Annotated in this window: 20 protein-coding genes, 1 pseudogene and 1 other annotated feature; of the genes and pseudogenes, 15 read left to right on the top strand and 6 right to left on the bottom strand. The window is 46.6% G+C overall.

Annotation, left to right across the window (positions count from 1 at the left end; all coding sequences use genetic code 11):
- Positions 1-46 precede the first annotated feature (46 nt).
- From M3202_RS07315 to M3202_RS07300, 4 genes are all read left to right on the top strand, one after another.
- Entirely contained in the window at positions 47-1123 is a 1077-nt protein-coding gene (locus M3202_RS07315) for an acyltransferase family protein (protein ID WP_251222693.1), read from the top strand.
- Positions 1124-1415: 292 nt separating this feature from the next.
- The gene (locus M3202_RS07310) at positions 1416-2786 is read left to right on the top strand and encodes a hypothetical protein (protein WP_251222692.1); all 1371 of its coding nucleotides are present in this window, start codon (positions 1416-1418) and stop codon (positions 2784-2786) included.
- A gap of 254 nt (positions 2787-3040) precedes the next feature.
- Complete coding sequence (locus tag M3202_RS07305) at positions 3041-4450, top strand: hypothetical protein (protein ID WP_251222691.1); 1410 nt, start codon at positions 3041-3043, stop codon at positions 4448-4450.
- A gap of 29 nt (positions 4451-4479) precedes the next feature.
- Positions 4480-4866 (top strand): VOC family protein, encoded by a 387-nt coding sequence (locus M3202_RS07300; RefSeq protein ID WP_251222690.1) that lies wholly within the window; start codon positions 4480-4482, stop codon positions 4864-4866.
- A 134-nt stretch (positions 4867-5000) separates the two neighbouring features.
- On the opposite strand, the gene M3202_RS07295 is transcribed toward M3202_RS07300, so the two are convergent.
- The 3 genes from M3202_RS07295 to M3202_RS07285 form a co-directional block, all read right to left on the bottom strand.
- Positions 5001-5180 (bottom strand): hypothetical protein, encoded by a 180-nt coding sequence (locus M3202_RS07295; RefSeq protein ID WP_251222689.1) that lies wholly within the window; start codon positions 5178-5180, stop codon positions 5001-5003.
- Between the two features lie 114 nt (positions 5181-5294).
- Positions 5295-6359 carry an AbrB family transcriptional regulator gene (locus M3202_RS07290; protein ID WP_251222688.1) on the bottom strand — a complete coding sequence of 355 codons (1065 nt, stop codon included), beginning with the start codon at positions 6357-6359 and terminating at the stop codon, positions 5295-5297.
- A 169-nt stretch (positions 6360-6528) separates the two neighbouring features.
- Complete coding sequence (locus M3202_RS07285; protein ID WP_251222687.1) at positions 6529-8508, bottom strand: YjhG/YagF family D-xylonate dehydratase; 1980 nt, start codon at positions 8506-8508, stop codon at positions 6529-6531.
- Positions 8509-8774: 266 nt separating this feature from the next.
- Between M3202_RS07285 and M3202_RS07280 the strand changes: the two genes are divergently transcribed.
- The 3 genes from M3202_RS07280 to M3202_RS07270 are packed head-to-tail and all read left to right on the top strand — an operon-like array spanning position 8775 to position 10805.
- Positions 8775-9962 carry an LL-diaminopimelate aminotransferase gene (locus tag M3202_RS07280; protein WP_349775606.1) on the top strand — a complete coding sequence of 396 codons (1188 nt, stop codon included), beginning with the start codon at positions 8775-8777 and terminating at the stop codon, positions 9960-9962.
- A complete protein-coding gene (locus M3202_RS07275) occupies positions 9959-10204 on the top strand; it encodes a glutaredoxin family protein (RefSeq protein ID WP_251222686.1) in 246 nt (81 codons plus the stop codon). The genes M3202_RS07280 and M3202_RS07275 overlap by 4 nt, the downstream gene beginning before the upstream one ends.
- Positions 10205-10223: 19 nt before the next feature.
- Positions 10224-10805 carry an LOG family protein gene (locus M3202_RS07270; protein ID WP_251222685.1) on the top strand — a complete coding sequence of 194 codons (582 nt, stop codon included), beginning with the start codon at positions 10224-10226 and terminating at the stop codon, positions 10803-10805.
- Positions 10806-10884: 79 nt separating this feature from the next.
- Here the strand turns inward: M3202_RS07270 and M3202_RS07265 are convergent, their stop codons facing one another.
- Positions 10885-11604: a class I SAM-dependent methyltransferase gene (locus M3202_RS07265; RefSeq protein WP_251222684.1), complete on the bottom strand. Its 720-nt coding sequence runs from the start codon at positions 11602-11604 to the stop codon at positions 10885-10887.
- Between the two features lie 174 nt (positions 11605-11778).
- On the opposite strand from M3202_RS07265, the gene M3202_RS07260 reads away from it, so the two are divergent.
- From M3202_RS07260 to M3202_RS07240, 4 genes and pseudogenes are all read left to right on the top strand, one after another.
- Complete coding sequence (locus M3202_RS07260) at positions 11779-12060, top strand: DUF2642 domain-containing protein (protein WP_251222683.1); 282 nt, start codon at positions 11779-11781, stop codon at positions 12058-12060.
- 184 nt (positions 12061-12244) lie between these two features.
- The gene (locus tag M3202_RS07255; protein ID WP_251222682.1) at positions 12245-12403 is read left to right on the top strand and encodes a hypothetical protein; all 159 of its coding nucleotides are present in this window, start codon (positions 12245-12247) and stop codon (positions 12401-12403) included.
- Between the two features lie 43 nt (positions 12404-12446).
- Positions 12447-12940: pseudogene (locus M3202_RS07250) on the top strand (YajQ family cyclic di-GMP-binding protein).
- Positions 12941-13004: 64 nt separating this feature from the next.
- On the top strand, positions 13005-13670 hold the full coding sequence (locus M3202_RS07240; protein ID WP_251222680.1) for a YczE/YyaS/YitT family protein: 666 nt from the start codon (positions 13005-13007) through the stop codon (positions 13668-13670).
- A 400-nt stretch (positions 13671-14070) separates the two neighbouring features.
- On the opposite strand, the gene M3202_RS07235 is transcribed toward M3202_RS07240, so the two are convergent.
- A complete protein-coding gene (locus M3202_RS07235) occupies positions 14071-15882 on the bottom strand; it encodes an ABC transporter ATP-binding protein (protein WP_251222679.1) in 1812 nt (603 codons plus the stop codon).
- Positions 15863-17602, bottom strand: a complete 1740-nt coding sequence (locus tag M3202_RS07230; RefSeq protein ID WP_251222678.1) for an ABC transporter ATP-binding protein — start codon at positions 17600-17602, stop codon at positions 15863-15865. Before M3202_RS07230 ends, M3202_RS07235 begins: the two co-directional genes overlap by 20 nt.
- A gap of 666 nt (positions 17603-18268) precedes the next feature.
- Here M3202_RS07230 and M3202_RS07220 point away from each other — a divergent pair.
- The 4 genes from M3202_RS07220 (at position 18269) to M3202_RS07205 (ending at position 23400) form a co-directional block, all read left to right on the top strand.
- Positions 18269-19270 (top strand): methyl-accepting chemotaxis protein, encoded by a 1002-nt coding sequence (locus tag M3202_RS07220; RefSeq protein WP_349775605.1) that lies wholly within the window; start codon positions 18269-18271, stop codon positions 19268-19270.
- An 81-nt stretch (positions 19271-19351) separates the two neighbouring features.
- Positions 19352-19607: a binding site (T-box leader), on the top strand.
- Between the two features lie 61 nt (positions 19608-19668).
- Positions 19669-21369, top strand: coding sequence for a 2-isopropylmalate synthase (gene leuA / locus M3202_RS07215; protein ID WP_251222677.1), 1701 nt, complete (start codon positions 19669-19671; stop codon positions 21367-21369).
- A 178-nt stretch (positions 21370-21547) separates the two neighbouring features.
- Complete coding sequence (locus M3202_RS07210; RefSeq protein ID WP_251222676.1) at positions 21548-22588, top strand: NAD(P)-dependent oxidoreductase; 1041 nt, start codon at positions 21548-21550, stop codon at positions 22586-22588.
- Between the two features lie 35 nt (positions 22589-22623).
- On the top strand, positions 22624-23400 hold the full coding sequence (locus M3202_RS07205; protein ID WP_251222675.1) for an HpcH/HpaI aldolase family protein: 777 nt from the start codon (positions 22624-22626) through the stop codon (positions 23398-23400).
- The last annotated feature ends 11 nt before the right edge of the window (positions 23401-23411 follow it).

Raw genomic sequence — 23411 nt, 5'->3', positions numbered from 1 at the left:
CTTGTTCAACCTGGATTAATAAATAGCAATTGGGGTGTAAAATAAAATGAAATCAAGATTAGTGTATCTGGATAATATTAAAGTAGCATTAATATTGTTAGTCGTAGCTCATCACGCAGGTCAATCATATGGACCTATAGATGATTGGCCACTTGCAAGCACTGAGAAATCAATGATTTTAGGGCCTTTCTTTGATGTTAACGGGGCGTTTTTTATGGGGTTGTTCTTTCTAATATCTGCTTATTTTATTCCTGCATCCATAGATAAAAGAGGAGTTTATTCCTTTTTAAAAAGTAGATTCATTCGCTTAGTTATTCCGTTTACTTTTGTAGTTATTGTAATATTTGGACCAATTACTTATTTTGTTGATGGGATTAGCGGATCATTTTGGAAATATATGATCTATGATTATATTGGGAAACTTGATTTTGAAGTCGGTCATCTTTGGTTTATTTCATTATTATTCTTTTTTTCCGTGTGTTATGTGTTAAAACGAGTAATAATTAGAACACCAAGTAAACATGAACTTTCAGTCGAAAAAACATTAGGCCATAAAGAATTATTTTTGTTTTCCATTCTATTAATATTTTCTAATTTTATTATTCGAATTTGGTTTCCTGTTGGGGAATGGGTTAGTATCTTTCCTTTTATGCCAGTGGAAGTTGGACGCTTGCCTCAGTATATCAGTTTTTTTGCCTTTGGGATTCTTGCATATCGTTATAATTGGTTGGGAAATATTTCAATCAGTACAGGTGTAATCTGGATGGTAATAGGGATTTTAGCAGCATTAATGCAATTTGTAAATGTATTAACGGGTATACAGTCTCTATTTATTTGGACAATCATTGAAGGATTTATTGGTGTAGGCTTAATAATAGGGATACTTGTAATTGGTAGAGAATATTGGAACAATCGTCGGAAACTACTTGCTTTTATGGCGGGAAATGTTTTTACAGTTTATATCATTCATATTTTTATAGTTTATGCTTTGCAAGGGGTTATGGAAGAAATCTCGTCTGGAGCTTTAACAAAATTTTTTATTGTGACCATTTTAAGTATTATATTAAGTTTCTTATTTAGTTATTTAATTAAGAAGATTGCATTTCTAGAGAAAATTTTGTGATGTTAGACGATGTGAAACAAGCTGAAAGTATAAATAGACAGTGGTTAGGATAAAATTAAACGAGTATTGCTTCCTTTTTTCATATCCCGGGTTTGTTCCAATACGAATCCGGGCTTTTTTTCTGGCCTATTTCAATCAAAAATGAGTGGTTGGTGAGAGGGAATCGGTTCTTTTTGGTTTTAAATCCGTGTAATAAACAGTTGAAAGAGGGGGAAAAGAGGAGTAAAGTAAAAAATGATGATCCGTAGAGAGGCGAAATAGTTCGTCCGTCACAAATGAAAAGGGGAAGGCCATGTTTCCATTTCTATTCCGTCATTTGTACATTTTTTATTCTGCTATTCTCATTTTGTATGTCGGTAATACATTTATTTCCAGCTCGCTAGTAGACTATGTCATCGGTGTCTTGGCGATCCCGATGCTGCTTTTATCCTTTAAAGGCGCAAGCAGGCTGTTTCGCACGCTTGGCTGTATTTTTTTAAGCATAGGAATGCTTTTTTATTTTTATTCAGGACTGCCGATCCTTGATCTCCCGCTTTATATGACGTCGACGATGCAGCTGCTCGCTTTTTTAACCGTATTGCCATGGATGAACAGTGTCGTTCACGCCGGGCGTTTTGACCGCCGCATGAATGAAGTAATGAAGGCAAATGTTTCAAGTCTCGGCAAGCTTTATGTTAGAAGCTCGTTCACTACATATATGCTATGTACCTTTGTCAATTTATCCTCGATTCCATTAACGCAGGAGGTACTGCTTGAAAATCTCGCGAAGGCGAAGAAAAAGTTGCGCGATACGTTTATCAGCCAGACGACATTACGCGGCTTCTCTCTCGCATTGGCGTGGAGCCCGATGGAGATCATCGTCGCGCTCACCGTCGATGCGACAGGGGTCAGCTACATGACTTACTTGCCGTGGCTGATTATTTGTTCGGTAACAGTGCTGCTCGCCGACTGGCTGTGGGGCCGTAAAAAATATCAGTCGATCAGCTATGAGCCGAGCGGTACAGGCGCTGCCCGCTCTCTGCAACCACGGCGGCTTGTTGGCCAAATTGTCAAATTATTTCTTGCTTTATCGGTTTTTTTAGTCGCTGTCGTGACGATTGGAAACGTCTTTCAGCTGAACTTTATTTTATCGGTTACCCTTGTCATCCTGCCCTTTTCCTTTATCTGGTCGATTTTGTTGAAAAGATGGAACAGCTTTATTACGATTGGCTGGCGGACGTGGAAGGTACGGACGAATCATATGCAAAATTTCGTCGTGCTTTTCCTCTCGCTGGCGTTCTTTTCCAGCGCGCTGAATGAGACGCCTTTTTTGCACTATATTCAACAGCCGTTTTTTGCCGCTTCCGAATATCCGCTCTTGATCCTGATTTTGATTCAGCTCACTTATTTGGTCTTGAGCATGATCGGCGTTCATCCGATTGCGACAATCGGCATCCTGGTCGAAGTGCTGCAGCCGCTCTATGACATTATGAATCCATTAAGCATCGGAATGGTATTGATTACGGGTGCCCTGCCTACTGCCGCGGTCGGCGTATACGGCGTTACAGTCACAATGACGTCGATGATCACGAAGCAAAACCCGTACCGCGTAACATGGGCGAATTTGCCTTTTGCCCTTGTATATGGGGGGATGGGCGTCTTGCTCGGGTATCTGCTCTTGTAAAAGCGACAGGGCCGGAGGGGAGCTGTCAGCTCCTTTCCGGGCGAATCGCCGAATGAAGAGAGATTGTGCATTGAGAAGCACTCATGTATGATAGAAAGAGGGCTTTTGTCGTTCGTTGGGAGAACGCGAGAACGCTTACTTTCGAAGATTCCCTGTTTCATAGCAGGGGGTGAGGCAAACGAAGGGAGGTCATAATGACTCTGATCACGAAGAAAGAAGTGCTAACTTTCTGACATTGTAAGGTGGCGATAGGTATGCAGGCTCACGTGAAAGCAGAATCTCAAGTAACACCAAGAGCACTGACGCTGAAGTCAGGGCTGCTGCTGAGCATGTGCTTTTTCTATCTTGTCCATTTCTTTGTGCCGATTCTTGTTTTACAGTATGGAATGACATTGCTGACAATGGCTGCTTTCTTTCTATGTCTGCCAAAGGCAAGCCCGTTTCCACGCTATTTTGCTTCGATGATGTTTGCCGTCGGTTTTTTTCTTGCCTTTATGCGGGGAGAGGATCTTCGTTCGATGTCCGATGGCGTGCTGATGAACTTGCCGCTTTTAACATTAGTGCTGCTCGTTCCCCTGCTCTCCATTCCGTTTAAGCTTGGAGGGTATTTTCAGGCGATTCACTATTATTTACAGAAGATGGTCGCTGATTCAAAGAAGCTGTTTGCCAGCATCTCGCTTTTTTTGTTTTGTTTTGGCCCGATTTTAAATCTCGGCTCGATCCGCGTTGTCCATGATATGGTCAACGATTTGAAATTACATCCCGTGTTACTCGGCAAAGCTTATTTAGTCGGGTTTTCAACGGTGATTCTCTGGTCTCCGTATTTTGCCTCAGTGGCTCTTGTGCTTTATTATTTGGAGCTAAATGTTACCGATTACATGTTGCTCGGGATAAGCTTTGCGCTGATTCAATTAGTCGTCGGCAATCTTCTATATGCTCTTTATTATAAAAAATGGCAGCGCTACACGCCAAAAGAAGAGCCCGAGTCGGAACAAGCAACAATTGCAAATAGCGGTTCAGCCGCCTACTATCTCCGGAAAATGCTCCGTCTTGTCGGGCTGCTCGTGCTGCTAATGACGATTATTTTCCTGCTTGAATATATGACGAGATGGCCGATGATGCTGCTCGTCAGTCTTGTGGCGATTTTGTTTCCGGTCGTCTGGAGCATCCTGAACCGGAAATGGAAGGCACTGAATCAACCGTTTGCCGAGTATCGCCGGAACATGGAGCGCTCGATGAATAATGAAGTCGTAATGTTTATCAGTGCAGGCGTCTTTGCCACGGCATTATCTGATACCGCATTTGCGGCATCCATTAATCAGTGGTTAAATCTGATCGCATCTGAATCCTTTCTGCTATTTTCGGTTACGGTTGTTCTGATGATTTTGTTGCTGACGTTTATCGGCATTCATACGATTGTTGTCGTGACCGTCCTGATCATCCAGATGGACCCAGCTGTTATCGGGACGTCACCAGCCGTTCTCGCGCTGCTTTTTATGATGAGCTGGTCGATGTCGGCGGCGCTCAGTCCCGTTAATCCATTTAATTTGCTTGTCAGCAGCTCGGTAGGAAAACCGGGTGTGATCGTTGGGCTGCGCTGGAATGGTATTTATATCGCTTCAATGTTTGTAATCGGAATAGTGTTTGTTTACTTGATTCATTAACAATATAAGGAAGAAAAGAGGAGAAGAACATGATTAAAAAAATTGAACACACGGCGATTATCGTCAAAAATTTAGAGGAATCCATTCACTATTATACGACGATTTTCGGGATGTCCCTACGAACGAAGGGAGATAATAAGCAGCGATCAATGGCATTTTTATATTTTGAAACGGACCCGGCTCATGAAATTGAGCTGATCGAGGATTTGCAGCCCGAGGCAGAGTATGCGGCAGCGGGGATCGTCAATCATTTAGCATTTACGGTTGAAAATATGGAGGAAGCGGTTCGTTTTTATGAAGGGAAAGGAATCGAGTTTCATACGGACAAACCGAATGTGGCGATTGACGGAGCGAAAACAAGCTTTTTCACCGGACCAAACGGTGAGCTCCTACAGCTGGTGGAGCCAGTGCGTTAACCATAACATGGAAGCCGGGACCAAAGGTGAATAGCCTAACAAATGATAGCGGATGTGCAAGTATCGCTTTTGAAAAAGTTTGCGCCGTGGGATGATTTTGTTTGATGTTTAGCTATGTCCCGGCCTCTTCAAGGTTATAGTTTGGTCGTTAATTTTTGAATGATTTCTTCATAGGTCTCTAAAGTTTTGTATTTGTATATCGTAAAACCTAACGTTGTTGTGATGCAATTTCCTCTTACGTCTACGATTAACAAGGTATTAATCAGTATTTTTTCTTTTGACTTCTTATCCGTTACCTCGATAAATGAATTCATATAACTCCTCCTCAAGTTGATTCGCAGTTTGTGTCTATTATGATTTTTTATCTCCTGTGTTGTACCGAGAAATCGTGAAGAAGTGGTAAGAAGGAGAGGCGAGACCGCTCCTTCTTAGTTCGTCATCCGCTGTTCTGCTTCCTGCTTGGAGCTGAAGTACCATTTTAAAAAAGGGGGCACAAAGAGGATAATCACAACAATGCGCGTCAGCTGAAAGGCGCTGACAACCGCCGGGTCTCCGCCGACGGCAGAAGCCGTCAGAGCCATCTCCACTAAACCGCCCGGTGCAATGCTCAATAGAGCGGTCGGCAAGGTGAGGGGAGTGAAATAGGCAAGGGTCGCGCCTAAGCCGAAGGAAACCAAAATGAGCAGGAGTGAGGTAATAAAATAAACGAAGCAGTATTTTCCGCCGATTTTTAAATCAGCAAATGAAATATTTTTGCCAATCCCGATTCCGACTGCCAGCTGGGCAGCCATCAGCAGCTGTGGAGGCATTGCCGCTAATTCAACCGGACTGATATTCAAGGTTGCGGTGACGACAAGGGCACCAATGACGATCCCGGCCGGAATTCTGTCGCGCAACCAAATTCCGGCGACGATCGGCAGCGCAAACCATAAATATGTCCATCCTTCAAAGGTGAAAGCCTGAAAGGGAGTCACCGTGTTGGCGGCGCCACGTTCGGTGAAATAAAATAAAATAGATGTCGGCACGACAAACAAAACGGTAACGAGACGTACCGTTTGAAAAATCGCAACGAGCGACGAGCGGGCATGGACAGACTCGCTCGCGATCACCATTTCACTTAATCCCCCAGGAATGGAGCCGAATACACTCGTCATTTTGTCGACATCAATCCAATGGGTCACTAACGTACTGATGAAAATACTGGCACTGATCAAAACAATCGTGACAACTAAATATGGTAAAAAATATGGCCCGACGCTCAAAAAAGTTTCCGCGGTGAAATAAAGCCCGAAATAAATTCCAAGTACAACCAAACCACTATCACGTAAGGTGGACGGCCAGTGAGCCTCCCGCTTTGTTACCCCTTGCCACACCATCACAAAAACGAGAGCTCCCATCATCCACGGAAGGGGAAGATGGAGCGATGAGAACACCAGGCCGCCTAAAAAACCAATAAGTAATGTTTCTGTTAATCGTATTCCTGTTGCGTTCATAGGCGAACTCCCTTATCACTAACTAATTTCTAATCTTCTTAATTGTATCACAACTTATATCATTTCGCCTTACGAAATAGTGAAATTATCATTTCACATACTAAGTTGTTTTAAAATAAAAGAGTTGACTAGATAAGCCGAAGCCTATAAAGTCAACCCTTTCTCGGTTCTATTTGCGGTTTTTTAACGCTTCTTTTCCAGCTTCAAGTGTTTCAATAATCCGGTCAACATCATAGACGCTGCCTTTCCACGTGCCGCCACTCGCCGCCTGGAGCGCAGCCCAGAGCCGGGTATCATCCGGAAGATCGGCATCAGGCGCCAGATCGGGGTGAGAGTCACGGGCTGCCAATACTTTTTCTGCTTCTTCATAAGAGAGAGGAGCATCTGGATCTTCGCCGATAAAGTTGAGACTTCCGTTTAATTCATTGCGGTCAACGATAATTTCGACAACATCACCGTCGCGCAGCTTGCCAATCGGTCCGTCAGCAAGCGCTTCCGGTCCGATATGGCCGATACACGCCCCGGTTGAAACGCCGGAAAAACGCGCGTCGGTAATTAATGAAACATATTTCCCGTAAGACAAATGCTTCAGGGCGGACGTCAGCTGATACGTTTCTTCCATTCCTGTTCCGGAAGGGCCGCGGCCGATGACAGCCATGATGTCGCCTTTTTCAATCCCGCCTGTTTTAATCGCGTTAATCGCTGATTTTTCCGTCGTAAACACTTTCACTTTTCCTGTATGGCGGTAAACACCGTCTTCATCGACGACAGAAGGGTCGATCGACGTTGATTTAATGACCGAGCCTTCCGGGGCGAGGTTGCCGACAGGGAAGGTGAACGTGGACGTTAATCCACGGGCCTTTGCCTGTTCAGGACTCATAATCACATCTTCCGGTTGAATGCCGTCGGCATCAATCAGGCGCTGCTTAATCGCTTTCCGTCTTTCGGATGTCTCCCACCAATCAAGAACAGCACCAAGCGTCTCCCCGGTAACGGTAAGCGCATTTTCTTTCAGCAATCCGAGCTTCCGAAGGTGAAGCATGACTTCCGGCACGCCACCCGCCAGGAAAGCACGTACGGTTGGATGATGCTCCGGACCGTTTGGCAGAACGCTGACGATCCGCGGCACCTTGCGATTAATTTGATTCCAGTCTTCCACTGTAGGGATGCGGCATTTTGCCGCATGGGCGATGGCCGGAATATGCAGCAGCAGATTCGTCGAGCCGCCAAACGCCGCATGAACGACCATCGCATTATAGATCGAATCATCGGTGATAATATCCTTCGTTGTCAGCTTCAACTTCTCCATCGTAATCGCCGCTCTTGCTGATTGGCGCGCCATCTCTTCCCAAATTGGCTGACCGGACGGGGCGAGCGCCGAGTGGGGGAGAGACATGCCCAATGCTTCAGCGACAACCTGTGATGTGGCCGCTGTTCCGAGGAACTGACAGCCTCCTCCAGGTGTGGCACAGGCACGGCAGCCAAGGTCGGCCGCTTCTTCAAGCGTTAATTCATCATTGGCATAACGGGCGCCGATTGTTTGCACTTTACCGGCATCCTCGCCGGAAGTCGGTGGAAGCGTCACGCCTCCAGGAACGATGATCGTCGGCAAATCATGCATCGCCGCCAAGGCGATCATCGTAGCCGGCAAGCCTTTGTCACAGGTCGCAATCCCGATCACCGCTTTTCTTGTCGGTAACGAGCGGATCAGTCTCCGGTAGACAAGAGCCGCATCGTTGCGGTAAGGGAAGGAATCAAACATACCGGTCGTTCCTTGAGAACGACCGTCACACGGGTCGCTGACATAGCCGGCAAACGGAACGCCGCCCTTCGCTTTAATTTCCTCTGCGGCCGCTTTCATAAGCAGTCCGACTTCCCAATGCCCGGTATGGTAGCCGAGCGCAATCGGCTTTCCGTCTTCACCGCGCATCCCGCCTTGTGTGCTTAGCAGGAGAAATTGCTTGCCGTTTAATTCGCTCGGATTCCAGCCCATCCCGACATTTTGCGAGAGACCGAACAAATCCCCGCTCGGTGAATGCAGGAGCATATCAGGAGTAAGAGGGAGAGACCCCTCCGGCCCCGCCGCATTTGTCTGCACCTCATAAAGATCTTCATTTGAACCGATAATGTACTCTAAATGTTTGCTCATTGTGTTAGACCCCTTTTGTTCGATAATATAAAACTTAGTTTTTAAGTGAAAGGTTGAAAGCGCTTTGAAATTACGAATCTAGTGTACCATAAAAATAGATTTCATTCACGTCATACTACGGCTTCTTTCAATATTTTTCCGGTTCTAAAAGGACAAATCGCCACTTGTCTTTTCATCTTGCTGTTAGTGGCTGATGCTTTCAGGGATGTTTCGCATCTTTCATTCCTGTTATAATAAAAGCATTATAGAGGAAAGGTTGGATCGATGTGAAGACCATTCAATTAGCTGAAAAAATGGCTCGTTTTCAAAAAAGCATTTTCACCGAATTAGCGGTTTACAAGCGGAAGAAAGTAGAAGCAGGTCAGCGGATGATTGACTTGAGTATCGGCAGCCCGGATCTGCCACCGCCTGATTACGTGATGGAAGAGCTGAGCCGCTCTGTTCAAGATCCTTCGTTGTACCGGTATTCGTTAGAAGGGACACCTGAGCTGCTTCAGGCGATTGCCGCTTATTATGAGCGGAGATATGGCGTCACGCTTTCCGCTCATAAGCAAGTGCTGATGACAATGGGCTCCCAGGATGGTCTCGTTCATTTGCCATTAGTTGTGACAAATCCCGGCGATGTAGTTTTAGTCCCTGATCCGGGCTATACAGCGTACGCTGCCGGTATTTCTCTTGCTGAGGCAACCCTTTATCCGATGGCTTTGCAGGAAGAAAATCATTTTCTGCCGGATCTGGAGCAAATTCCTGAAGAAATTTGCCAAAAGGCAAAGCTGCTGATTCTTAATTTTCCTGGCAACCCTGTTCCTGCCCTTGCTACACACGAGTTCTTTGCACAGGTGGTCGCTTTTGCACGGAAGCATCAAATTATTGTCCTGCATGATTTTGCCTATTCTGAACTATATTATGAGCAGAAGCCGATCAGCTTCTTATCTGTTGACGGCGCAGAGGAAGTAGGAATTGAATTTAATTCCTTATCAAAAAGCTTTAACCTGGCGGGTTGCCGGATTGGTTACGTCGTTGGCAATGAAACAGTGATAGAGGGCTTACAGCGGCTCAAAACGAATCTCGATTACGGTGTGTTTTTGCCGATTCAAAAAGCAGCGATTCGCGCCTTGACGGAGACATCCAGCTTTAGCGATGATTTGCGGGCGATCTATAAGGAACGGCGGGACTGCTTAGTCCAAGGATTTCGTTCGATCGGCTGGGATGTCAACGAGCCTCCCGCTTCGATGTTTTTATGGGCCCGTGTTCCCGAAGGCTTTCAGTCGACGGATTTCACCTATGCCATGATGGACGAAGCGGGAATCGTCGTCACCCCAGGCGTTGCTTTTGGCGCGGGCGGGGAAGGCTATGTCCGAATTTCGCTCGCCCAGGAAAAGAAGCTTTTAGAAAAAGCGGTTCTCAATCTGAAAGAAAGCGATTTGCTTGAAAGGGGGAAACAGTCTTTATGAGCTCTCAAGTGCTCGTCTATACTACAGATGACTGCATTGAATGCGAGTACGTCAAACGATTTCTTGAATCGGAAGGAATTGCGTTTCTGACGAAAAATATTAAAGACAACCCCGAATATGAGCAGGAAGTTCAGGCCTACGGCTATTTAGGCGTACCAGTGACCGTCTTCAAGGAGCAGGCGATTAAAGGTTTGACCCCCGATTTGCAAAAATTAGTGAAAGCTGTACGTGATCAAGGCTGATCAGGAGGAGAGAAAAGAGATGAAGACATTAGCTGTTTTTTGTGGTTCAAGTAACGGAGCATCTGAAGTGTACCGTCAAGGGGCGATCGCCCTTGGCCAGGAGCTCGCTAAACGAAATATTACGCTCGTCTACGGCGGGGCAAGCGTTGGCTTAATGGGAGCTGTCGCTGATGCGGTGCTAAAGGCCGGAGGAAAAGCGATCGGCGTACTGCCGCGCTTTATGGAGCCGCGTGAAGTTTCCCATCTTGGCTTGACAGAGCTTATTTATGTAGAGTCGATGCATGAGAGAAAAGCGAAGATGGAGCAATTAGCCGAAGGGTTTATTGTTTTGCCGGGGGGCGCCGGGACGATGGAGGAGTTTTTTGAAATTTTCACCTGGGCGCAGCTCGGTCTGCATCAAAAGCCATTTGGCCTGTTGAATATCGCTAATTATTATGATCCGCTTGTCGCGTTCTTTAATCATATGGCCGATCAGCAATTTTTGCAGGAGAAATTCCGTTCGATGACGATGGTCGATACGACAGCGGCAGGACTCATTGATCAGCTTCATACATATCAGCCTCCGTCAGTAAAAACATTTCTGACCGAGCAGCAAACGTAGGAAGGGCAGAGAAATGAGCGGGTACTATCTCCACCTGCGAGACTGAGACAAAAGGGAAAAAAGCTACCCTTTTGTCTTTTCATTTTTGCGCGCGAAAAACACCGTAGCCGAGATTGTCGAGGTGCGTTAGCGTAAGCTGATAATGCTTTTCGATGATCGCAGCCATTGCAGGAGACGCGGAAAAGTCGTGCGGGGAAGCAGTCATTTCCTCATCGGTGGCCTGCTGCAAATATTCAGCAATCGAGAGGGAGAGAAGTGTTTTTACTTCGCGAAATCCGGCCTGTTGGAAAACATCCAGCCATTGCGTTTCGTTTAGAAGCTGTTTGATGCCGTAAAAGCCGGTCACCTCTTCAAGCTCTGTTGGCGAGATTGGTTGCTTTTGCAGCATATCAATTGATAGGACGATGCCGCCCGGCTTAAGCACTCTTTTGTATTCTGTCAATGCTGCTTCATAATCGGCGAACGCGGTCACCGATTCGGCAATAACGAAATCAAACGTATTCTCCGGGAAAGGTAACGCTTCGATTGAGGCGTGGCAAAGGCTGACCTCAGCAGCCGCTTGACGGCAGGCTTCCTCTGTCAGCCGCAGCATCTCGTGGTTAAGGTCAAGAGCGGTCACCTCGGCCTCGTATGTGTTTGCCAGGTAGATTGATGTCGTTCCAAGTCCGCATCCGGCATCAAGAATCCGGGTAGTAGCTGGAATTGTTTCCTTGTCAAGCAGTTGCTTCGTTAAAGCCATCCCCCCGGGATGAGCTGCGGGAATGCGGTAAAAAGCCAGAGCATCATGATATGTCGGCACGTGTATCTCTCCTTCAAGCCAATTTATATGTTATCCTATGCCTTTCCAACGAAAATGTCCGATCCTTTCTTTCACATTTCCACATGCGCCTTGTGCTCTTGTCCATTCAAAAAAGGATTCATTACATATGCTGAAATGGAGTGAAACTCTTATTTTATGAATGGAGAGGATTGCATGAGTTCAGCAAATTACTATCGCATGTGCCAACAGGGGATCGGCAGAGCGGTCCACATTCAAACAAAGGACGGAGGAGTGCATCGCGGAATTATTGAACGGGTTACCCGCGACCATGTTTATCTTCGCCCATTAGGGGGAGGAAGTCGATTTGGCGGCTACAGCTATGGCTATGGCTGGGGTGGTTACGGCTGGGGCGGCGGATATGGCTGGGGCGGCTTTGCGACCGGACTCGCTCTTGGCGCGATTGCTTCACTATTTTTTATTCCGTTTTTCTGGTAAGTACCATTCCAATTTTCTTGCCTGAAACACAGAAGGCGGGCAGAAAAGCACGTTTTTTCCTGCCTGCTTTTATCTACTCATGTAAAGAGTTGCGACAAAACCCGAGGATGATTCCATAACTTGGGACAAGCTCATTTTGTGATATACTGGAGATAGCTGAAGGTGAAAAGTGAGGAATACATATATGGCAGAAAAGAAACCGCTTTGGAAAAAATGGTGGATCTGGCTGATTGTTGTTTCGTTTATTATCTTGAACATTCTGATCACAAACGGTCAGGAAAGCGGTGACAGCCATGAGGATGAACCGCCAAGGCTAACCGACAGCCCGATTTCAACACACTAATCAACTGGCAGAACTTACGAAAAAAATGGAGGGGATCAGAGATATGGCAAAGGACAGTTCATTTGATATTGTATCTCAGGTTGACACGGCGGAGATTACAAATGCCGTGACGATGGCGACGAAAGAAATTCAAAACCGTTATGATTTTAAAGGGAGCAAAAGCAGCCTGGCGCTTGAAAAGGAAGAAATTGTGCTCGTATCTGACGATGAATATAAGCTTGAACAGCTGAAGGACGTTCTTTTATCTAAGCTGATTAAGCGCGGTATCTCCGTCAAAAGCCTGGATTACGGCAAGATCTCGAAAACGCTTCCGGGGGAACGGTTCGTCAACGCGCCAAGCTCATTCAAGGCATTGACAAGGAAACAGCGAAGAAAATTACAGCCCTTATTAAAAATAGCGGTTTAAAAGTTAAGAGCCAGGTTCAGGATGATCAAATCCGGGTAACCGGCAAAAACCGCGATGATCTCCAGGCCGTGATTACAGCTGTGAAGGAAGCTGATCTGGCGATTGATGTCCAGTTTATCAATTATCGCTAATGGCAGGCCAAGCAGATCAGGAAGATCCTGGCTATTGAGGTAACGAGAAAGGAAAACGGGAGAGATGAGAAAATTATCGAAATATAAAAGCTGGCAGAAATGGGTCCTCTTTATTTTGGGGACGTTCCTGCTGGCGCTGGGCTGTGCCTGTATGATTCAGGCTGAGCTGGGGGTATCAACGTGGGATGTGCTTCACACGGGGTTAGCTGCTAAATTTCCAATTTCCATTGGGCTCGGTGTCATTATTATCGGTATGCTTTTAATTGGGATGAAGTATCAATTGGACAGAGAATGGCCGCAAATTGGAACCTTTTTAAATGCGATCCTGGTCGGAGTCTTTCTCAACCTGATTTTGGCCAGTGGCCTTCTCCCAGATGGCGGGCAGCTGTGGCTCCATATTTTGCTGCTTGTAGTCGGAATTTTATTGATGGGGTTTGGCTCAGGGATGTATGTCGGTTCAGGAATCGGCGCCGGCCCGCGGGACGGCTTTACATTGGCGCTCGCGGCCAGACTGAACTGGTCGATTCGTTTGACGAGAACGGTGATTGAAGCGACAGCGCTGGGCTGTGGCTGGCTTCTTGGGGGCGGCCCGGTCTTTGTAGGAACCTTCCTGGCAGTCGTGCTGATTGGACCTTTGATCCAATCCTCGCTATTTTTCTGGCGAGCGCAGGTCGCGAAGCTCGATGAGAAAGCAACCGCAGCTGCGGCAAAGACGCCGATGTCATCGTAAATGTGATAGTTTCTGCATGGAAAGCGGCGAGTTGAATTTTGGGCATGTGAAAATGCGCAGAGCTCGCTCGCCGCTTTTTGGGCCTGTCAGACAGCTCATAATCCTAAAATATCTGTATTTCTTAGTGTGTAACCGAGCAAACGGATCATTGTCACAACCTGTCCTTGTAATGGAATGAGTGACTAATGGATAAAGCTGCTGAAAAAGGTCGTTTTCCACTTTTTCAGCAGCTTTTTCGTAATAAGTGTAGCCGTTGCCTGATTTTGAAAGGTCCGTTCAATTGGCGTTTGTCAGTATTCAGCTCCTTCGCCAAAATCTCCTTGTTTTCATTACTCGCTTCTATTCCATTTTTTCCTTACTGGGTCACCTCATTGACGAGTTTCCGTTAAGCGATAAACGGCTATCCGGTTTCCGTTGCCGCTTTCTGAAAAAGCTCCCGGTAGAGTCCGTCCTGTTGCAGGAGGGCTTGATGGGTTCCTTGCTGAACGATCCGTCCATGTTGGAGAACGAGGATCCGGTCAGCTTTTTCAATCGTTTGCAGCCGGTGGGCAATGATAAAGCTCGTGCGTCCTTTCATTAGAGTAGCGAGCGCTTGCTGAATGTTGATTTCCGTCAACGTGTCGATGCTGCTTGTCGCTTCATCAAGCACTAAAATCGCCGGATTGGCCAGAATCACCCGCGCAATTGCCAGAAGCTGCTTTTGACCTTCACTGATTCCGCGGCCGCCTTCCTTGAGCAAGGTGTCATACTGGTCCGGCAGCTGCGAAATAAAGGAATGGGCATTGGCGAGACGCGCCGCTTCTTCAATGTCTTGATCCGTTGCATTGAGGCGCCCATAGCGAATATTTTCCCGGATCGTCGCCTCAAACAAAAAGGTGTCCTGAAGCACAAAGCCAATGTGCTGCCGAAGATTGGCGAGCTTGAGCCGCTGTGTGTCGTGGCGATCAATCGAAATCGTTCCATCATCAACCTCATAAAATCGGGCAAGCAGCTGGAGGATCGTTGTTTTGCCCGCCCCGGTCGGACCGACTAAGGCGATCGTCTCACCAGGGGAAACGGAAAAATGAATATCCGAAACCGTTTTGCCGGAATCTTCTTTTTGATAAGAAAAAGATACATTTTGAAAGCAAACTTCACCGCGGACTGTGGCAAGACTGACGGCTTTCTCGGAATCATCACATTCTCCCTCCTGATCCATCAGGTCAAAGACCCGTTCTGCGCCGGCGACGGCCGAAAGCATCGTATTAAACTGATTCGCCAAATCGTTTAAAGGGCGGGTGAACTGGCGGGCGTATTCCGCAAAAATGACAATCGTGCCGATTGTCACCAATTCCCGTAAAGCGAGAATGCCGCCGATGCCGGCGATAATCGCAAAGCTGATGCTGTTTAACAAATTCATCAGTTTCGGAATAAATCCGGAATACGTTTGCGCCCAAAAGCCGGCTTTTTTTAAGTGGGCATTTTTGCTTTGAAAAGCAGCAATCATCTCGTCCTCGCGCGAAAATGTCTGAATGACAGCGCGGCCGGAAATCGTTTCTTCAATAAAGCCATTTACTTCTCCCATTTGACGCTGCTGTTCCTTGAAATAAGGACCTGTCCTGTTTGTTATCCATTTCATCCCAACGATCATTGCCGGAACAACGGTTAACGTTAGTACTGTCAGCAATGGGCTGAGCCAGAGCATCACCGTCAAAATACCGATGAACGTCAGGATGCTGGATAGAATTTGAATGAAAGAGCTGTTCAATGTCGCACTAATATTTTCAATATCATTCGTCAACCGGCTCATCACGTCCCCATGCTTCTTCTTCTGGAAGTAAGAGAGTGGCAGGGCATGAACATGATGAAACAAATCCTTCCGCAGGGCAAATATGGTTTTCTGGGCAAGACGAATCATCAGGGTATTTTGCAGCCAAACGGAAGCCGAGCCAACTGTATAAAGACTAAATAACAGAACGAGGAAAAAAAGCAACCCCTCATACTGACCTAAAAGAACATAATGATCAAGCAGCCAGCCGATAAAAAGCGGACCGAGCAGGGCGCACAAGGAGCTGAGACAGACGAGACCGAGCACGACCAGAAGCTGCTTTCGGAAAACAGCCAAATAGGTCCAGAGCCGCTTCAATGTACCCGACCAGTTCCGTATCGGCTGTCGTTTGGAGGAGGATGGATCTCCCCGCTTCTGCCATGTTTTAGTAAAGGGATTGGACATGACCGAAAGCATCTCCTTTCGTTTGAGACTGGTAAAGTCGCTGATAATAAGAGGAAGCTTCATATAATTGATCATGCGTGCCTGTCTCGATAAGCTGGCCATCCTCCAAAATCCATATTTGATCCGCCTGTCGCGCTGTGCTCACTTTCTGAGTGACGAGCAAGGTTGTGCAGGAATACGAGGCCAGAGCATGCAGTAATGCAGCTTCCGTTTTCGTATCAAGCGCACTCGTGCTATCATCAAGTAACAAAATGGAGGGGCGGCGGATTAAGGCGCGGGCAATGGAAATTCGCTGCTTCTGCCCGCCGGACAAGCTCACACCGCGCTGGGCGACGACGGTCTCATAGCCGTCAGGCATTGCCGCGATCGTTTCGACAAGCTGAGCCGCCTCTGCTGCGGCATGAACCTCATCCATTGTCGCAGCTTGCTTCCCCCAGGTAATGTTTTCCTTAATCGTCCTCGAAAAAAGCGTAACATCCTGTGGTACATAGCCAATCGTCATCCGTAAGTCCTTCAGGTTCCACTCACGAATATGGCGTCCGCCGATGATGATCTCACCAGCAGTGGCATCATGGAGCCGCGGTATCAGCTGCAAAAAGCTTGTTTTGCCGGAGCCGGTCGCGCCAAGGATCGCGATCGTTTCACCAGCCTTAATGTCTGCCGTTATTTCCGTCAGGGCATTGCATGAGGCGGCGGGATAGCGGAAGCCAATTTCTTTGCATTGAATAGGCAGCGCTCTTGTCACGGGAGGAGAAGAGGAGGAATTGCGTTCAACATCAACCTCCACGTCAAGCAGTTCAACAAGCCTGCCCGCTGACGCCCGGGCACGGGAAAAGGCGAGAATAATCATCGAAAATACATGGAGCGCCGACGCAATCCTCGTCGCATAATTGACGATTGCTACGACCTCTCCGATTTGCGCCCCGCCGGTTTGAATGTGAACGGTGCCGAACCAGAGAATAAGCAGGATAGCGCTGTTCATCACTAATAAGAGGAGAGGCATCGTCATTTCCATGAGACGCAATGCCCGTATCGTGTCCGTCATGAGAGCTTCGTTGCGCGTTGAGAACCGTTTTTCTTCATGGGAGGAGCGGACAAAGGCTTTAATGAGCTTCATTCCGGCTAAATTTTCATAAATGCTGTGGTTGACCCGATCCAGTCTCATCTGCACTTGAGAGAACAGCCGAGCCCCCTTTTTTAACATCCAGACGAGAAAAAAGACGAGCAGCGGGATACAAATAAGAAGAATAAGAGCGACTCTGCTATTCACCAGTAATGCCATCACCACTCCGCCGATAATTAAAAGGGGAGCTCTTAGCATAATTCTAAGACTCATAAAAATCGTTGTTTGAATTTGCAGCACATCATTTGTCAGCAGCGTGATTAAAGAAGAGCTGGAAAACGCATGGGCTTGTTCGGCTGATAGAAATTGAGACTTACGATAGAGAAAATTGCGCAGATCATATCCAGTGTTTTGACTGACATGAGCAGCGTAAAAAGAATTCGCAATTCCGGCGATAAACGATAAACACGAAAGCCCCAGCATAAGACCGCCCCATTTGAGCACGACGCTGAGATCCTGAGCGACAATGCCTTCATCAATCATTTTCGCTAAAAACAACGGCAGAACAAGCTCGGCGACAAGCTCGAACATCATAAGCGCAAGAGCAAGGCCGACGCTTAGCCGATAACGCGTGACAAACGATAATAATTTGTTCATGACGTGCCTCCTGATATGGTTTCCCCGTCTATGAAAGCTCTTTTATCATAGCTTATTTTTGAGAAGATAAACTATTTTCAAAAAAAATAAAAGAGGTTGGATGTAAACGATGGCTATCTGATTCCCTACAAGCGCTGGGAAAGCCGGCTGTGGCGATTTTCTTATGTCTAAAAGAGGGATTTCCCTGCTAGATAAAGAATAGCTTTTCATTCCATTCATTAGGTGGTGAAATTGATGAAAAAAGTAGTACGACGTTTATTTGTTATTATCACGATGTTATTTCTCGCTTTTTTATCTTTGGCTTTTATTGATTCCCATTGAGTGAACACAGTAGTGGTGGGGATCGTAATAATTGTTATTTTAAATCAATTGGGACTAACAGGGAATAGTAACGATTCCGGCTCTCCCAGAGATGATACCGGCTATTGGGACGACGGAGACAACGGAGATGATGATTAAAGATTTCCTGCGAGTAAGGACAAAGCAACGGGAGTAAGGCTTTTATTTTTTTCCGAAATTCAGCATCAATCTTATCCCTCCACCTTACACTCTCAGTCACGGGATTTTTCGTGTTAGATAACCTTACACGGTTTTTGGTTTTGCAAAAGGGATTTGTTTTCTTTTGTCAAAATAAGTAGTTTGATAGAACTTTTTGGGGGGATGACCGTGATTGGAGAAAAACAGCTCAATGTATCCAAGCTGTGGAGTGAGCTTAAAGAGCTATATAGTCAAATGGAAGGGTCGATTAAAACGACGAACCGTATTTCGACGCATGCTAATTTGCTGGCCCTTAATTCAGGCATTGAAGCCGCAAGAGCAGGGGAAGCAGGACGCGGCTTTTCTGTCGTGGCAAACGAAATTAAAAAATTTGCCGATGACAATCTTAAAGCGAATACGATCAATAATCAGCTGATTCGCACGATTCAGGAAAAGACAAATGAAGTGATAGCAGTACGTACCGTCGATGTAGCTTTTGATACGATTGATAAAATTGATCGGAACTTATTTGAGCGCAATTGTGATGTACAGGCATGGACAACCTTTACAGCGGTTAAACATTGCTTGCTTTTGCCGGGGCCGGAGACGATTTCAGAAGCGGAGACGCTGCTCGGTCAGCTGCAAAAGATTTATACGGTCTATTATGATTTAACGATTGTCAATCTTGACGGAATTGTTGTCGCTTCGGGAAGCAATGCCCAGCTGACAGGGCTTGATTTTTCGAGGGAGACATGGTTTCAACAGGCGCTTGAATCAGGGAAGGTATACGCTTCGGATATGTATCACGCCCCTGCTGTCCAGGGCTTTACGATGAACTATGCCGCTCCGATATTCGATGATTCCAACAATGCAATCGGCGTTTTGACGACGTGGTTTAACTGGGAGTACATTTATGACATTATTGATGCAGTGAAAATTGATGAACAGTCGGAGCTGTATTTAATTAATAAAGACGGGATCGTGATTGCTTCCAAGCAGAGGGAAGACATTTTGAATAAAGATCTAGGCTCCTTAACTGCCGTACAGCTGCTTAAGCAGGGGAAGGCAACGATCGGCTATCAGCATGAGACAGTGGAAGGAAAACCGAAAATAATCGCTTACTGCAAAACAAAAGGTTACAATGATTACGAAGGGAAAGGATGGTCGGTCATTGTCAGTGAACAAACATAAACGATTTCGCAGCCCATGATGAAATTTTCAAAAAATAAACTTGAAAAGCTTTTGAGGATGTAGTATGATTTTGCCAACACTTAAAATACGACGAAGAGGAATAGTACGATTTTAGAAGCGCTCAGAGAGCTGTTGGTTGGTGCAAAACAGCCGTGGAAAAAATCAGAACTCGCCTTGAAGTAGCTCGCTGAAATGATAGTAGGTGGAGACGGTTCCTATCCGTTATAATAGGAGGATATAAGGGCAAACAGCCCCGTATCTGTTAAAGCTGCATACCGGTTTTCGGTATGAAATCAGAGTGGTACCGCGTAAGATGTCACAGTCTTTCGTCTCTATTGTCGATAGGGATGGAAGGCTTTTTTGTTTTACTAACGCAGATTAGAAAGGGTGGTTTAACGATGAAAAATGTAAACAAATATGCCAGAGGGTATTTCGTCCCGCCGGTAACGAGCATGAAATGGAGCGAGAAGGAGTATATTACAGAGGCGCCGGTCTGGTGCAGTGTTGATTTGCGTGATGGAAATCAGGCGCTTGTTGTGCCAATGAATCTGGAAGAGAAGCTGAAATATTTTCAATTATTGGTCGATATCGGCTTTAAGGAGATTGAGGTCGGCTTCCCGGCTGCTTCTGAAACGGAGTATACGTTTTTACGGACGCTGATTGAAGAAAATCTGATTCCGGATGATGTGACGATCCAGGTTTTGACCCAATCGCGCGACCATATTATTAAGAAAACATTTGAATCGTTACGCGGGGCAAAAAAGGCAGTTGTTCATTTATATAATTCCACCTCTGTCGCTCAGCGTGAACAGGTCTTCCGAAAGTCGAAAGAGGAAATTATCGAGATTGCCGTATCCGGCGCGAAGCTTCTTCAGAAATATGCGGCAGAAACGGAAGGAAATTTCATGTTCCAATATTCACCGGAAAGCTTTACCGGGACGGAAATGGAATTCGCGCTTGAAATCTGTAACCGCGTGCTTGATGTGTGGCAGCCGACCGCTGATCAGCCGGTGATCATCAATTTACCGGCGACCGTCTCGTTTTCCATGCCGCATGTGTACGCCAGCCAAATTGAGTATATGAGCGACAACTTACATTTCCGGGAGAATGTCATTGTCTCGGTTCATCCTCACAATGACCGCGGGACCGGGGTCGCTGATGCGGAGCTTGCGATGCTTGCCGGAGCGCAGCGGGTCGAAGGGACGTTATTCGGCAACGGTGAACGAACAGGGAACGTCGATATAGTCACCCTTGCGCTGAACATGTATTCTCATGGTGTCGATCCAAAGCTTGATTTCGGCAATATTCGTGAGATTATTGCTGCATATGAACCGTTAACGAGAATGAAGGTTCATGAGCGTCACCCTTACGGAGGCGACCTTGTGTTCACTGCTTTTTCGGGTTCGCATCAGGATGCGATCGCCAAAGGAATGAAATGGCGCGAAGAGCACGAAGACGCGACATGGAATGTCCCTTACTTGTTAATTGATCCGAAAGACATCGGTCGTGAATATGAAGGAGACATCATTCGAATTAACAGCCAGTCAGGGAAGGGCGGAATCGGCTATGTGATGGAGCAGCAATACGGCTTCGACCTGCCGGCAAAAATGCGTGAGAACTTCGGTTACCGGATTAAGCAAGTATCCGACCGTCAGCATAAAGAGCTGCTTCCAGCCGAGATTTATGACATTTACTTAAAAGAATACGTCAATCTTACGGCGCCAATCGAATTTATCACCTACAGCTTCACCCAGCACGATGACTTTGAAACGACCGTGCAAATGAAAAAGGATGGTCGCGTAGAAGAGATGCAGGGAGTTGGCAACGGAAGACTTGATGCAATCAGCAATGCCCTTCAGACGAAGCTCGGCATTCGCTATTCGAATTTGGTCTACAAGGAGCACGCCTTAGAAACCGGCTCAGAATCACGCGCAGCCTCTTATGTCGGAATCACGGCAGAAGACGGCACGGTCTACTGGGGATGCGGAATTGATGTTGATATTATGACGTCATCGGTCAGAGCGCTATTCAGCGCTGTGAATAAGCTTATTGAAGCTGGCACGGTGCAAAAGCAGGCCGCTGCGGCTGCTAAAATGTAACAGTTTACGGTTTTTGTTCATGGGGCTGGGACGAAAGGTTGTTTTTTCAGCTTTTGCTCGGCCTCATCCATTTCTTCAGCCTCGTTCTTGGCCGCCGCTGCTTGCAATCAGAAGTTGAGTTTTCGTCTGTAAAGTGATATATTACATATTAAATTGACGAAAGTGAGGGGAGACAGTATTGGCCACGTTTAAAATTGGGATTACGAGAGATTTTCTGAACCCGGACGGGGAATTGAAAGCGGATATCGGACTGGAATTACTTGATCAGCATCCTCAAATCGAATATGAATTTTTCAAAGAATATAAGAGTATCGTAACGCCGGATCAATTAATGGGATATGATGCGGTGATCAGCCTGTATCCAAGCTATACGAAGGATTCCTTCAACGGTGTGACGCGCCTGGCGGCGATTGCCCGTGCCGGGGTCGGCTATAACAATGTCGATTTAACGGCCTGTACCGAGTCTGATCTTATTTGCTTTACTGCTCCAAAAGCGGTCCGGCGACCGATGGCTGTTTCGATTTTGACGTTTTTGCTTACGTTAAGCTCAAGAGTGATGGAAAAAGACCGCATTGTCCGTCAAGGAACGTGGGAGGAAACGCCGAATTACATGGGAATCGGACTCGTCAACAAAGTCGTTGGCTCGATCGGGCTCGGGGGAATTGCACGGGAATTCTTTTCGATCGCCAAGCCGTTAAAATTCAAGGCGATCGCTTATGACCCTTTTGTTTCAAAGGAGGAGGCGCAGGCGCTCGGAGTGGAGCTGGTTGAATTGGATACTTTGTTACAGCAGGCTGATTTTGTCAGTGTCAGCTGTCCGTTGCTCGACTCTACTTATCATTTAATTGGGGGACGTGAGCTCTCGTTGATGAAACCAACGGCGTTTCTCATTAATACATCACGCGGCCCGGTCATCGATCAGCAGGCGCTCACCGTCTGTCTCCAGGAACGCCGTATTCAGGGGGCTGCACTTGATGTGTTTGAAACAGAACCGCTTGACCCGAATGACCCATTAACCCGGCTTGATAATGTCGTGCTCGCCCCGCATGCGATCGGTTTTACCGATGAATTATTCCGCGGACTTGGCGAAGAGGATATTCGCGGGCTCATTCGTCTATCCCAAGGTCTTATTCCAGACAGCGTCGTCAACCCGGAAGCAATTACGCGTCCAGGCTTTCAGCAAAAACTCGCCCACTATCAAGCTATGAATCAACAATAATTTGAAAGCGTTTACGCAGAAAAGGAGTCAGTATAATGAGAAAAAATCAGGTGAAAGAAGAACTTACAGCAGGGAAAACGACGATTGGCACGATGGTTTTTGAGTTTAACACCCCGGGGGTTGCCGCGATTTTGGAGCAAACCGGTTCGGATTTTATTATTTATGACATGGAGCATAGCGGCATCGGAATGGACTCGATGCGCCAATTGATGAGCTATAATCGTGGCGCTTCTATTCTTCCTTTTGTTCGGGTGCCGGATAGCCAGTATAGCCATTTGAGCCGGATTCTCGATATCGGTGCAATGGGGTTGATGATTCCCTTTGTTGAATCAAAAGAACAGGCTGAACAAATTATCGCCGCAACGAAATATGGACCCCTTGGCAAAAGAGGAACAGCCTTCAGCCTTGCTCACGATGATTATATTGGCGGTGACATTTCAGAGAAAATGAAAAGAAGCAATCAGGAAACGTTGATTATCGCTCAAATCGAGAACGAAACCGGGCTGAGTAATGTCGAGGAAATTACAGCTACGGAAGGTGTTGATGTCGTGTTTGTCGGAAACCTTGATCTTTCGCAATCGATGGGCATTAGCGGGCAATATGACCATCCACGTTTAATTCAGGCGATGGAGCAGGTCGTTGAAGTTTGTGAGAAGCACGGCAAAGCAGCAGGCTGTTTTGTCTCGGATGTGGAAGCTGCGATTCACTGGAAAGAAAAAGGCTACCGCTTTATCGCTTATTCAGGTGATGTCTGGCTGTACCAGCAGGCCGTCAAGCAAGGGATCGCCGCGATCCGCGGCGCTTCATCTTGAATGGTGTCACC

It is taken from the genome of Halalkalibacter oceani, assembly GCF_023715605.1.
Lineage (GTDB): Bacteria > Bacillota > Bacilli > Bacillales > Bacillaceae_D > Halalkalibacter > Halalkalibacter oceani.
This window is presented reverse-complemented; position numbering and strand designations above follow the sequence as displayed.